A 12344-nucleotide genomic window follows, 5' to 3' on the forward strand; every position below is an offset into this window, starting at 1 on the left:
GCAGGCCGGCGGCATGGCGGACGGCAGCCGCCTGCAACTGACCGCGCGCGGCCGGGCAGCCGTGAAGAAGCCACCCGCTGATGTGCTGAAACTGCTATGGCAGCGGTGGCTCAAGAACGGGATTATTGACGAGTTCAGCCGGGTCGAGGCGATCAAGGGCCAGCGCTCGGCGAACGCGCTCAGCGGGCTGGTTCCGCGCCGTCAGTTGGCGGCCAGCGGTCTCTGGCTTCTTCCGCTCGGAGAGTGGGTTGACGTGGATCACCTCTTCGCACGCATGCAGAAGGAGGGCATGGACCCGACGGTACACCGGAGCGGGCGGGGGCTGTGGAAGCTCTACCTTGAGGACCCGCAGTATGGAAGTTTTGGGTACGACGGCGCCTACGACTGGGAACTACTGCAGGGCAGGTACGTGCTGGCACTCCTCTTCGAATACGCCGCCACCCTGGGCCTGATCGATATCCGGTATACGGAACCTGAAGGTGCGCGCTCCGACTTCCGGGAACACTGGGGTGGCGACTGGCTACCGTTCCTGAGCCGATATGACGGGCTCCTTGCGGTCAGGCTCAACCCGCTTGGAAAATACTGCCTTGAGTAGGTCTTCTGGATTGGTGGGGCCGCAGACGGGTAGCGTGCTGTGAGGAGATCCAGGAGAGGAGCCCCGGGATGGCAAAGAAGAACAAGAAGAACGCTCGTAGCGCATCGCGCAGCAAGCACGGCAGCAATGGAGGATCGGCGCAGCAGGCAACCTCGCTGACCCGTTTTCGGGCCGAACGGGCCGTGGACTCGATTGCCCATGACTTCATCACGTGGTTCGAAGCAGACTTCGGGCCGGCCGAGGAAGCTCTGGACTGCCTCAACGTGAGCAAGGCTCTGATCACCGCCTACTTCGAGGCCACGGCCACGGGCGTTGCCACTGCATTCAAGCCGGATGCACTGGCGGCGGTGGCATTACAGCTTGTGGATGTTGGGGGTGAAGAGGAGGTTGCCGAGGTTCTGGACATGTTCCACCTCTACGTGGACTTCCTCCATGACACCGGCCGCTGGACCGGCACCGAGGAAGAGTACGACGGCGTCCATTCCATCCTCACTCGTGGCGGCGCCGATGACCCGGGCGCAACCATCAACGTTCCCGCCCTGAGCAAGCAGGAGGAGCTTGCCCTGTTCCGGGCCCTGCCGCTGATCCAGAGGGCCCGGGCGCTATTGACCTGGATTGGAGAGGGACGGCCGGTTACAGGCACCGGGGTACTGCGGCTTAAGGACATCGAAGCGGCAGCCGCCTGCGTTGGAGTGGCCGCGAAGGGTGTCCGTAAACGGAACGTCGACGAACTGGCGGAGGGAACGGTGCTGGTCCAATCCATGCGCCAAGTAGAGGTGCTCCATCACATCTGGGCAACCCTCGTAGAAACTGAAATGATCGATGTCCTCTCCACCAAAGGTGTCCCGTTTGAAGGCCGAGTGCCGTTCCTGGACGGTAGCGCCGACGAGCAGCTTGAGGAATGCCGGTTCTTTGTCAGCGAATTCCTGCGCCTGGGTGTGCTCGGCGGTGATCCTGACGAGCAGTGGGCAGGGGAGTCGGCCGGCCTGACCCTGGGCATCCTGCTTGCCGGGGCTGCGGGAAACCCAACCCAGGTGGAAAGATTCCTGATCTCCCCAGCGCACGCCCCGGAGGGCGAAGAGCTGATGGTGCAGCTCCTGGCCCGTCTGGTGCACAGCCGGCTCACAAGATGGGCCGGACTTGGCATCGTTGACCTAGACACGCATTTCCGGGTGCCGCCCGTGGTCATCGCGTGCGTTGCCATGGCGTTCGAAGATAAATTCAACCTTCAGGTTGTCTATCCGCCTGACTACGAGCACGAGTTGGTCGTTTTGCCGGTCGGTTAGCCCGGCCGTCTTCACCGTCGCGGTGCCCGCTCCGCCAGGCGGTATGTGGTGCCTCCGTCCGCCCTCCTGTATTCGATAAGATGGACCAGCGCGGCCATGCAGAGTGCGATCCCTATCATTTCCAGGGTCTCCTCGGTCAGGGTCAGCATGAAGAACTGGGGAGCCAGGCCGTTCTCAGCCAGCGCCAGGCCGGCAAGGGTTTCGAAGCCCAGACCGCCACCAACAAAAACAACCCCGGCGGCCAACAGGCCGTTCCGCACACCGTTCGGGAGGGAGAGCACCAATCGTAGGAGCAGCAGTACAACGGTGAGGGCCAGGATTGCTCCGGGGATGACCCAGACAAAGCCCAGGTTGAACGGCAGGAGTTCGGAGAGTTCATGCCCGATGACGTCGAGCCGCTCATGAAGCTCGAGCATCTCGTCGATGGAAAAGACCACACAGACCGTCGCAAACAGCCACCAGGAGAGACGGAACTGCGACGCCTGGCGGGCATAGTAGCCAGCAATACCTCCGGCAACAATCCACATTCCCGAGCTGAACCAGGTGGGCACATTGATCTCACGGCCCACATCGAAGAAGTAGAACCAGAAGTGAATGTCATCGAAGGATTCCGGACTGGCGGCATCCAAAGCGAAGAACAGGACACCACTGACCACGCTCAGGACCAGCACGGGTATCAAGAGGATGCCAGCCGACTTCAGCAGGCCGATGCGCCGCCACGGCTGAGCGGCTGCGTCCGGATCCTGGGCGGCGGCGGGTTTCTCCTGCTGAAACAGTCCCATCGGTCAGCCCCCTCAAATCTGAGCTGCCAATCGAACAGCCTCCTCACAAAGTGTAGAAACAATGTATGAGATGAAAATGAGAGGGCAGAAGCTGACGACAAACCGATTCTGAAATCATTTGCGTCATCTATAGTAAACAGACCTTTGGTTAGGCGTCTAACCAAATCATCAGGAGGTGCTCTTGGACCACACGCAGGCAGCTGCAATTAACGCCGCGATTCGGACCATTGGAATGCGCCACCGGACCCTCGCCGGCGCCAAGCTTGCGGAGATTGGGCTGTCACTCGGGCAGGAGATGCTCATTGTGGAACTGTCCAGGCGGGGTTCCCGAACTCAGGCGCAGCTGGCGGAGGCGGCCTGCTGCGAACCGCCAACAATTACCTCTGCCGTCCAGAAAATGGAGGCCAACGGGTTGGTTGAACGATCACCGTCGCCATGCGACCGGCGCGCGATGGTGGTGGAACTGACGGACAAGGGCCGGGCTGCCGTTTCCGAACTGGAAGCCGTCTGGCTGGCCTTGGCAGAGGAAACCGTCGCTGGTCTTAGGCGAACGGAACTCGACCCACTGATCGATGCCCTGAACGATCTTGCAGAGGGCCTGACTCGCTCCTAGGTTTGGTTTCGAATAGGTCTTGAACTCACTTAGTTAGGCGCCTAACCTATTACTTAGGTGTCTAACTAAGTGAGAGGAGTTCATGGTGAGAACGGGAATTCTCAAGCCATTCGGATGGATCTCGGCAGCGGTCCTGGGCGCGCTGATCGTATGGATCATCGCAGTAGTTGCTCTTGGTGTCGATCTTGAGGTGCGGTTCGGGCCGCAGGTCACGCCGGTCACCCCGGCCGCGGTCGTGCTGACTTCCGTGATCGCAGGCCTCGGCGCGTGGGGGCTGCTGCTCCTTCTGACGCGTCTCCTGCGGAACGGGTCGAAAGTGTGGACGGGGGTTGCCGTCGTCGTTCTCTTGCTGTCCCTCGGTGGACCGCTCCTCGGAGAGGCCTCGGTGGGCACCAAAATTACCCTTGGAATCATGCATTTGGTGGTTGCCGCTGTGCTCATAACAGGGCTCCCGCGCTCTCAACCTGCACTGCGACCGGCGAACGCGGCCTAACCGGCCGGTGCCGAGTATGTGGCGGGTGGCTAAACGGCTGTATTCGGCGCGTCGTCCGGATTACCGGTGCGCTTGGCCGCTTCCTCCCGGCTGCGTCTGTCCAGCAAGGACATAACGGGAGTTGCAGCGATCCCGTGAAGGAAGATGGACGCGGCAACGGCTAGGCCGGCCACCGCCCAGAGCTGCTGACCCTCGGAGAAGGACCCTTCCTCGAGAGCGTAGGCGATGTAGAAAAGTGTGCCGATGCCGCGCACACCGAAGCCGGCGATGACCACGCGTTCGCGCGGTCCGGTCTTCCCCTTGGCCAGTCCTGCCCACCCGGCGAGCGGCCTGATCACGAGCAGGAACAGTGCAACCAGCATGATTTCCTGCCAGCCGATATCCGAGAGCAGACCCCGCGCGATCGCCCCGCCCAGCAACACAAGGATCAGTACGGTCAAGAGGCGCTCGATTTGTTCGACGAAACTGTGCAGCACGCCGTGATAGCCGTGGCGGCGCTCTGCGGCGCGGATTGTGCAGGCGCAGACAAAGACAGCGAGGAAACCGTAGCCCTCGATCAGTTCTGCAACGCCGTAGGCCAGGAAGGTCGCTGCCAGTGCCACAAAGCCTTCGGCATGCTCGGCGAGACGCAGCCGCTTGGACGGGACGGAGAAGAACAGTTTTCCCAGCAGCCACCCCACGGCGAGCCCGATCAGGACGCCGGAACCAATACGCCAAAGTACATCCAGAAGTAACCATTGCGGGAGCCATCCGGCCGGTGCCGCTCCGACCATGCTGATGGCGATCGCTGCGTAGATGAAGGGGAAAGCCAGCCCGTCGTTGAGGCCGGCTTCGGAGGTCAGCGCAAACCGGGCTTCATCTTCATCGGACTGTTGAGGGTCCTCCGCTGGTTTGCCCACCTGAACCTCGGTCGCGAGAACAGGATCGGTGGGCGCCAACGCAGCCGCCAGCAGTATGGAAGCTCCCACGCTCAGACCCAGCATGGACCAGCCAAGAAAAGCGACAGCGACGATCGTCAGGGGCATGGTGATCGCCAGCAGCCGCCACGTGCTGGACCACCGCCTCCAGCCCACGGAACGGTTCAGCGCCAGGCCCGCGCCCATCAAGGAGATGATCACGCAGACCTCAGTCAAGTGCAGGGTGAAAGCCCCCTGCATCAGCGGGTCAGGCGTGGGGAGGTCTCCGAGGAAGTGGAAGGCAAGAAACCCTGCGGAGAGAAAGACCATGGGCATGGACACCGGGGCGCGGCCCAGCAGCCGGGGCAGCAATGCGGCTGCCAGGGCCGTGAACCCGAGAATCGAGAAGACAATCCCGGGCGGATCAATCACCCGGGCGCTCCGTGCGCCGCAGCCGGTTTTGTATACAACACTGCGATCCTCCAAACAGGTGCGCTGTCCGGTTTGGAAAATCTGTTGGAGGTGAGACCCGGCGTGTGGACTTCGGTGATGCCCAGCTATACAGTCATCTGGTTGATTTGTTGTGTGCCGCTCCTCGAAGCGGTGCCGTACCGATGATGTGAGGATTACAGCCGGTGAAGGTTGTTCCAACCCGCAATGCGAGGATCAGGAACGTCATGGGAGCTGCCGCATCACTGTTTGGAAGCGCAGCGGCCTTCCTGAGGGCAATCTTGGCGCCGCGGCATCCCGCTCAAATCATTGCGCTGGGATTTGCCGGCGCCATTCTTGCCGGTACAGCGCTTTTGATGCTGCCGGTGGCAAAAGCCGGGGCTGGAGGAGCCACGTTTCTTGAAGCGCTGTTCACCGCCACCTCCGCGGTCTGCGTCACCGGACTGATCATTGTGGATACTCCGGTGTACTGGACGCCGTTGGGGCACGGCATCATTCTGGCACTGATCCAGGTGGGAGGTTTTGGCATTATGTCCTTCGCCTCCCTCCTCGGGGTGCTGCTGGCGCGGCGGCTCGGGTTAAAGTCCCGTATTTCCGCTGCCACGGAAAGTAAAAACGCTGGTTTTGGAGACGTGCGCCGGGTGTTGATCGGCGTCTTCAAGGTGAGCCTTCTGGTGGAGGCGGCCACCGCCGTCGTTCTTGTAGTCCGGTTTATGGTGGGCTACGGCTATTCGCTGGCCGACGGCCTGTGGCTGGGCATCTTCCACTCCGTCTCCGCGTTCAACAACGCCGGATTCGCGCTGTTCAGCGACAGCCTGATGCAGTTTGTGGGCGATCCGTGGATCTGCGTTCCCATTGCCCTGGCGGTTATTGTGGGCGGCGTGGGCTTCCCGGTGCTCTTCGAACTCAGACGCGAATTCCGCAAGCCGCTGCACTGGTCCATGAACACCAGGCTTGTGCTCAGCGCAACAGGGGTGCTGCTCCTCGGTGGCGGGCTTTTTGTTACGGCCGTTGAATGGTCCAACCCGGGAACCCTGGGACCTATGAGCCCACTGGAGAAGATCCATGCCGGATTCTTCCAGTCGGTCATGACCAGAACGGCCGGATTCAACAGTGTGGACTTTGCCGAGCTGCATCCGGTGACCTGGCTGGGCATGGACGTGTTGATGTTCATCGGAGGAGGGCCGGCCGGCACGGCGGGTGGCCTGAAAGTAACCACCTTCGCAGTACTGTTCTTCATCCTCTACACGGAGATCCGTGGCGGCGCAGCAGTCAATATTTTTGGCAAGCGGCTGTCGCGGGCGGTTCACCGCCAGGCAATCACCATTGTCCTGCTCGCCGTCGCACTGGTGGTTTCCTCCACCATGTTCCTGATGCTCATCACCGACTTTGGCCTGGACCGACTGCTGTTCGAAGTGGTGTCAGCCTTCGGCACTGTGGGGCTGTCCACCGGAATCACGGCGCAGCTACCGCCGATCGGACAGGTCCTGTTGGTCATTGTGATGTTTATCGGCAGACTCGGCCCCATCACACTGGCCTCCGCGCTGGCCCTGCGCTCCAAACCGATCCTCTATGAATACCCCAAGGAAAGGCCACTCATTGGCTAGGACAAACATTTTCTCCCCCAAGAGCACGGACCGCATTGCGGAAGCCGACTCGGTGGCCGTGATCGGCCTCGGCAGGTTTGGCGGCGCGCTGGCCCGTGAACTGGCCGACGCCGGAACCGAGGTGCTGGGGATCGACCACAACGAGGATGTGGTCCAGTCCTTCAACGGTTTACTCACCCATGTGGTGCGCGCCGACTCCACCAGGGAAGACGCCCTGCGCCAGCTGTCAGTTCACGAGTTTGACCGCGTAGTTGTCGGAATTGGCAGTGACCTTGAAGCGAGCATCCTCACCACGTCCATCCTGCTGCGGTTCGAAAAGCCGACTCTGTGGGCCAAGGCGGTCAGTGATGCGCACGCCCAGATTCTGCGGCAGCTTGGGGTCAAACAGGTCATCCGTCCGGAACACGACATGGGTAAGCGGGTTGCCCATCTGGTCCGCGGCGCCATGCTGGACTACGTCGAATTCGAGGACAACTTTGCCATGGTCAAAACCCGCCCACCCAGGGAAACCTGGGACAGGGAACTAGGTAACACCAAGATCCGGGCCAAGTACGGGGTGACCGTCGTGGCAGTGAAACGGAATCGCGGCGAGTGGGACTACACCACCGCGCAAACAACCCTCTACAACGACGACGAAATCATCGTGGCGGGCCCCACCGCCAAAGCCGAAGCGTTCAGCACCCTCATCTAGCTAAGCGGACTCGTAGACGGGGTAGTCCGTGTAACCCTCGGCGCCGCTGCTGTAGAAGGTCGCCGGATTTGGTTCATTCAGCGGAAGGTTTTCCTGCCAGCGGCGCAGCAGGTCCGGGTTGGCAATTGCGGGGCGACCCACCACCACCGCGTCAGCGTGCCCGTCGGCAACCAGGGAAATCGCCTCTTCCCGTGTGGTGAGCAGCCCAAAGCCGGTGTTGACCAAAAAAGTGCCGTTGAAGCGCTGCCGCAGCTCCTGCACCAGAGATCCCTTGGGATCGTTGTGTAGAACACTGAGGTAGGCAAGGCCCAGCGGAGCGATGGCTTCAGCCAGCAGAGCGTAAGTCTGCCGGAGGTCTTCCCGGTCCAGTTCAGTGGCGTCCTGGATGTTGTGTTCCGGTGAAATGCGGAGCCCAACACGCTCGGGCCCAACAGCCTGCGCCACGGCGTTGACAACATCCGCCACGAAGCGGATTCTGTTCTCCGGGCTGCCCCCGTAGCTATCGTCGCGCTGGTTCGCGGCGGGAGATAGAAATTCGTGCAATAGGTAGCCGTTGGCGGAGTGCAGTTCCACGCCGTCGAACCCTGCACTTACTGCGTTGAGCGAGCCCTGAACAAACTCCTGCACAACGTCGGTAAGCTCTGCGTCAGTCAGCGCATGCGGTACCGGGTAGGGCCGCTTGCCCTGATAAGTGCGGGTTTCGCCGTCAATGGCGATTGCGCTGGGCCCCACCACGGTGTGCCCGCCGTTGGTGTCCTCGTGGGTGACCCGGCCTGCGTGCATCACCTGCGCAAAGATGCGCCCGCCCTCTGCATGGACTGCCGCGGTGACATTGGCCCAGCCAGCAAGCTGCTCCTTCGTGACCAGGCCGGGCTGGCCGGGGAAACCCTGGCCGGCGTGGCTGGGGTAGGTTCCTTCGCTGACGATCAGGCCGAGGGTGGCCCGCTGCCGGTAATGCTCCACCACAACGGACCCGGGGATACCCTGCTCGCCGGAACGGCATCGCGTCAGTGGGGCCATTACGAGGCGGTTGGGCAATTTCAGCTCACCAATGGTCACGGGGGAAAACAGCATGTGCGGTACCTTTCAGGGAAAACAGGGTTCCCTTGGGCAACCAGAGCAACAGGGGCAGCTATTCCAATTGAGACGCGGATCACAGGTTGAAGCTTAAAGCTATAGGCAAGGACGAGCGCACCGGCTACGCTGAACAGCACCGGTCTCGCTGCACGTCCTAGGGGAAAACTTCATGGGGTACACCTGCACTACATCAACTCAGTCCGTCTCCGCTGCGGATGGGAATGCCACTCTAATTCTCCGCAGCGACGGGATCCTGCACGTTCGATGGCAGACGGACACCATCATCACTCCGGATTTTGCGCAGTCGGCAGTGGATGCCGCTCTCTCACTTTCGTCCGGGCCCTTGAGAATTCTGGTTGAGATGACATCGGTTGCCGTGAGCAGCGAAGCGCGGCGCATCCTCAACGGAGCCGAGGGCTTCACGGCCGCCGCGCTGCTGGGGGCGGGCCCGGTGGATGAAGTCACCTCCGCGTTTGCGTATAACGCCGTCTACCCGGCCTCCTTCTTCACCTCTGAAGCGGACGCGCTCGAATGGCTGGGTGGATTTCAGCCTGATGCGAATCTCCACAATGCGGAAACTATTTTCCAATGATTGGGTGTACCCTTAATCACACCGAAACTACGTAACGAACAAGTTGGCAGGCCCGCGGTACCGTCCCGAGCCGGTCACACAGTTTGGTTGGCGCGTCGGTCCGGTTGTACGGGAGCGTGAATCATGGGCGACATCAAGGTCACTGTCAATGGAAAGATCCGGGACGTCGACGGCGCCGGTCCGCATGTGCGGTTGCTGGATTGGCTGCGGGATGAAGGACTGACGGGATCAAAGGAAGGCTGCGCAGAGGGGGAGTGCGGAGCCTGCGCCATCATGGTCGCCCGCCCCGATGGCCCAGGCCGCAGCCGCTGGACGTCGGTCAACGCTTGCCTGCCTCCCGCTATGGCGTTTGACGGCCAGGAGATTGTCACCGCAGAAGGGCTCGGTAGCGCACCGGGCGCATGCGCCGTTGAAGACCTGCATCCGGTTCAGCGGGAGATGGCGGACCGTGGTGGCTCGCAATGCGGATACTGCACTCCCGGCTTTGTCTGCTCGATGGCGGCCGAGTACTATCGGCCGGAGCGGAACGCCTCCGGGGGCGATGCTTCGCAGACCGGAACCGGTGTAGTGGGCGAAGACCATGCCGCCGATCATGAGTGCGGCCCCAACGGCTTTGACCTCCATGCCCTGAGCGGTAATCTCTGCCGGTGCACCGGCTACCGTCCCATCCGCGATGCTGCCTACGCACTGAATACTCCAGTACAAGCCGACCCACTGCTGCAGCGCCAGGACAGTCCCGCTCCACCGGCCCGGCACACCCGGGCAGTCAAAGGTGGCGCGCGGTTTGAGCGCCCGGCCACGCTGGAGGAACTGCTCGGGCGGCTCGCTGAGGAACCTGAGGCCAAGCTGGTGGCCGGCGCTACGGACTCCGGCGTTGAGGTCAACCTGCGACATTCGAGACCATCGTTGGTTCTGGCCATCGACAGGCTCGAGGAACTGCGGGAACTTAAGGACGACGACGGCGGCATCCAGATCGGCGCGGCCCTCACCCTCTCCGAGGTGGAGCGGGAGCTCGCCGGCAGGATTCCGCTGCTGGATCAACTCTTCCCCCAGTTCGCCTCGCGCCTGATTCGCAATGCCGCGACTTTTGGCGGCAACCTTGCCACCGGTTCGCCGATCGGCGACTCGGCCCCCGCCTTGCTCGCGCTTGACGCCGTCGTCGTTCTGGCATCCGCTCAAGGCGAGCGTGAGGTAGCGCTCGCCGATTACTTCACCGGCTACCGTCAAAGCGTCAAGGCGCCGGGCGAGCTGCTTCGTGCGGTGCGGATTCCGCTCCCTCTGGCCGAAATCACCGCGTTCCACAAGATTGCCAAGCGGCGCTTCGATGACATTTCCAGCGTTTCCGCCGCGTTTGCCATGCAGATGGACGGAGGCCTGATCAGCTCCGTGCGGATTGGCCTCGGCGGCGTGGCAGCCACCCCTATCCGCGCATCGCGGACCGAAGAGGTGCTCGCCGGCCAACCGTGGACAGCGAAAACCGCCGCCGCGGCAGCTGCCATGATGGCCACCGAGGGAACTCCCATCGACGACATGCGCGCCAGCGCACTGTACCGTTCGGCGATGCTCAGGCAGGCTGTCCTCAGATTTTATGCGCAGACCCAGACCGCTTTGGAGGTGGCGTCATGAAATCACTGGCTGACCGCCCGGTCAATCCCGTAGTGGGAGTGCCTGTTTCCCACGAGAGCGCGGCGCTCCATGTGACGGGAACCGCCCTGTACACCGATGACCTCATTGTCCGAAGCCAGAATGTGCTGCACGCCTGGCCGGTTCAGGCACCGCACGCCCATGCAAGGATCACCGAGCTGCGCACCACACCGGCGCTGGAAATCCCCGGTGTGGTTCGCGTTCTTACCGCAGCTGATGTTCCCGGGGTCAACGACGCCGGCATCAAACACGACGAGCCGCTCTTCCCCGATGAAGTCATGTTCTACGGCCACGCCGTGTGCTGGGTGCTGGGCGAAACCCTGGAGGCGGCGCGCCTGGGAGCGGCCGCCGTCGTGGTCGGCTATGAAACCCTCCCGTCCCTTATCACCCTCACCGAAGCCATTGAAGCGGGGAGCTTTCAGGGCAACCGGCCAACGCTGGCCCGGGGAGACGCTGCCGAAGCCCTGAACAATGCAGCCCACCGGTTCAGCGGCGAGATTGAGTTTGGCGGGCAGGAGCACTTCTACCTGGAAACGCACGCCTCCTTCGCGCAGATTGACGAGGGTGGGCAGGTGTTCATCCAGAGCAGTACCCAGCATCCGTCGGAGACCCAGGAAATCGTGGCGCATGTTCTGGGACTGAACAATCATGAGGTCACAGTTCAATGCCTGCGCATGGGTGGAGCATTTGGCGGCAAGGAGATGCAGCCGCACGGTTTCGCGGCGATCGCAGCCCTGGGCGCCGCCCTGACCGGCCGACCGGTCCGCCTACGCCTCAACCGCACCCAGGACATCACCATGTCCGGCAAGCGGCATCCGTTCCATGCGCGCTGGGAGGCAGGGTTCGACGACGACGGCCGCCTCCAGGCGCTCACCGCCACCTTGACCAGCGACGGCGGCTGGAGCCTGGATCTCTCCGAACCGGTGCTGGCCAGGGCGCTCTGCCATATAGACAACTCCTACTACATTCCCAACATCGAAGTCCACGGACGGATCGCCAAGACCAACAAGACATCGCAAACGGCGTTCCGGGGGTTCGGTGGACCGCAGGGCATGCTGGTGATAGAGGATCTGCTGGGCCGCTGCGCACCGCTGCTTGACCTCGATCCGGGTGAGCTGCGCCGTCGTAATCTGTATGTTCCCGGCCAGAGCACTCCGTATGGGCAGCCGGTGCGGCATGCTGAGCGGCTGCATGCAGTCTGGGATTCTCTCGCCTCGCGTGCGGACGTTGCTCGGCGGAAAGTGGACATCGCGGCGTTCAACGCCGCGCACCCGCATGTGAAACGCGCCCTCGGAATGACGCCGGTGAAGTTCGGTATTTCCTTCAATCTCACGGCGTTCAACCAGGCCGGAGCGCTTGTCCATATATATAAGGACGGATCTGTACTGATCAACCACGGCGGCACGGAGATGGGGCAGGGCCTTCACACCAAGATGCGTCAGGTTGCCGCGACTGCGCTGGGGGTTCCGTTGTCCTTTGTGCGGCTGGCGCCAACCCGGACCGACAAGGTGCCCAACACCTCCGCCACGGCCGCCAGTTCCGGCGCCGACCTCAACGGCGGGGCGATCAAGAACGCGTGCGAACAGATCAGCTCCCGGCTCGCGGAGGTTGCTGCCCG

12 protein-coding genes are annotated in these 12344 nt (G+C 62.4%); 9 read left to right on the top strand and 3 right to left on the bottom strand.

Features of this window, described 5'->3' with window-relative positions:
• The coding region (locus Y708_RS24465; RefSeq protein WP_216699780.1) for a hypothetical protein at positions 1-595 on the top strand (595 nt) is incomplete at its 5' end.
• A 68-nt stretch (positions 596-663) separates the two neighbouring features.
• Entirely contained in the window at positions 664-1881 is a 1218-nt protein-coding gene (locus Y708_RS0111320; protein WP_028280023.1) for a hypothetical protein, read from the top strand.
• Between the two features lie 11 nt (positions 1882-1892).
• Here Y708_RS0111320 and Y708_RS24470 read toward each other — a convergent pair whose 3' ends face one another.
• Entirely contained in the window at positions 1893-2663 is a 771-nt protein-coding gene (locus Y708_RS24470) for a hypothetical protein (protein ID WP_051478922.1), read from the bottom strand.
• A 181-nt stretch (positions 2664-2844) separates the two neighbouring features.
• Here Y708_RS24470 and Y708_RS0111330 point away from each other — a divergent pair, with 181 nt between their 5' ends.
• Together Y708_RS0111330 and Y708_RS0111335 are read left to right on the top strand one after the other, a co-directional pair.
• A complete protein-coding gene (locus Y708_RS0111330; protein WP_028280024.1) occupies positions 2845-3276 on the top strand; it encodes a MarR family winged helix-turn-helix transcriptional regulator in 432 nt (143 codons plus the stop codon).
• Positions 3277-3358: 82 nt separating this feature from the next.
• A complete protein-coding gene (locus Y708_RS0111335; RefSeq protein WP_051478923.1) occupies positions 3359-3769 on the top strand; it encodes a DUF6069 family protein in 411 nt (136 codons plus the stop codon).
• A 29-nt stretch (positions 3770-3798) separates the two neighbouring features.
• Here the strand turns inward: Y708_RS0111335 and Y708_RS0111340 are convergent, their stop codons facing one another.
• Positions 3799-5097 carry a cation:proton antiporter gene (locus Y708_RS0111340; protein ID WP_028280026.1) on the bottom strand — a complete coding sequence of 433 codons (1299 nt, stop codon included), beginning with the start codon at positions 5095-5097 and terminating at the stop codon, positions 3799-3801.
• Between the two features lie 203 nt (positions 5098-5300).
• Here Y708_RS0111340 and Y708_RS0111345 point away from each other — a divergent pair, with 203 nt between their 5' ends.
• Positions 5301-6722, top strand: coding sequence for a TrkH family potassium uptake protein (locus tag Y708_RS0111345; RefSeq protein WP_343212966.1), 1422 nt, complete (start codon positions 5301-5303; stop codon positions 6720-6722).
• On the top strand, positions 6715-7413 hold the full coding sequence (locus Y708_RS0111350) for a potassium channel family protein (protein ID WP_253905785.1): 699 nt from the start codon (positions 6715-6717) through the stop codon (positions 7411-7413). Before Y708_RS0111345 ends, Y708_RS0111350 begins: the two co-directional genes overlap by 8 nt.
• On the opposite strand, the gene Y708_RS0111355 is transcribed toward Y708_RS0111350, so the two are convergent.
• A complete protein-coding gene (locus Y708_RS0111355; protein WP_028280029.1) occupies positions 7414-8487 on the bottom strand; it encodes an alkene reductase in 1074 nt (357 codons plus the stop codon).
• A gap of 172 nt (positions 8488-8659) precedes the next feature.
• Between Y708_RS0111355 and Y708_RS27515 the strand changes: the two genes are divergently transcribed.
• The 3 genes from Y708_RS27515 to Y708_RS28380 all read left to right on the top strand — a co-directional run.
• The gene (locus Y708_RS27515; protein WP_051478924.1) at positions 8660-9082 is read left to right on the top strand and encodes a DUF7793 family protein; all 423 of its coding nucleotides are present in this window, start codon (positions 8660-8662) and stop codon (positions 9080-9082) included.
• Between the two features lie 123 nt (positions 9083-9205).
• Positions 9206-10708, top strand: coding sequence for a xanthine dehydrogenase small subunit (locus Y708_RS0111365; protein ID WP_028280030.1), 1503 nt, complete (start codon positions 9206-9208; stop codon positions 10706-10708).
• On the top strand, positions 10705-12344 hold a 1640-nt coding region (locus Y708_RS28380; protein WP_035776084.1), incomplete at its 3' end, for a molybdopterin cofactor-binding domain-containing protein. The genes Y708_RS0111365 and Y708_RS28380, both read left to right, overlap by 4 nt.

Origin of the sequence: Arthrobacter sp. H5, assembly GCF_000520595.1 — a bacterium.
Lineage (GTDB): Bacteria > Actinomycetota > Actinomycetes > Actinomycetales > Micrococcaceae > Arthrobacter_D.

Excerpts from the sequence above, each read along its gene's own strand:
- Y708_RS0111320 (WP_028280023.1), top strand. The coding sequence starts at position 664 with ATGGCAAAGAAGAACAAGAAGAACGCTCGTAGCGCATCGCGCAGCAAG.
- Y708_RS24470 (WP_051478922.1), bottom strand. The coding sequence starts at position 2,663 with ATGGGACTGTTTCAGCAGGAGAAACCCGCCGCCGCCCAGGATCCGGAC.
- Y708_RS0111335 (WP_051478923.1), top strand. The coding sequence starts at position 3,359 with ATGGTGAGAACGGGAATTCTCAAGCCATTCGGATGGATCTCGGCAGCG.
- Y708_RS0111355 (WP_028280029.1), bottom strand. The coding sequence starts at position 8,487 with ATGCTGTTTTCCCCCGTGACCATTGGTGAGCTGAAATTGCCCAACCGC.
- Y708_RS27515 (WP_051478924.1), top strand. The coding sequence starts at position 8,660 with ATGGGGTACACCTGCACTACATCAACTCAGTCCGTCTCCGCTGCGGAT.
- Y708_RS0111365 (WP_028280030.1), top strand. The coding sequence starts at position 9,206 with ATGGGCGACATCAAGGTCACTGTCAATGGAAAGATCCGGGACGTCGAC.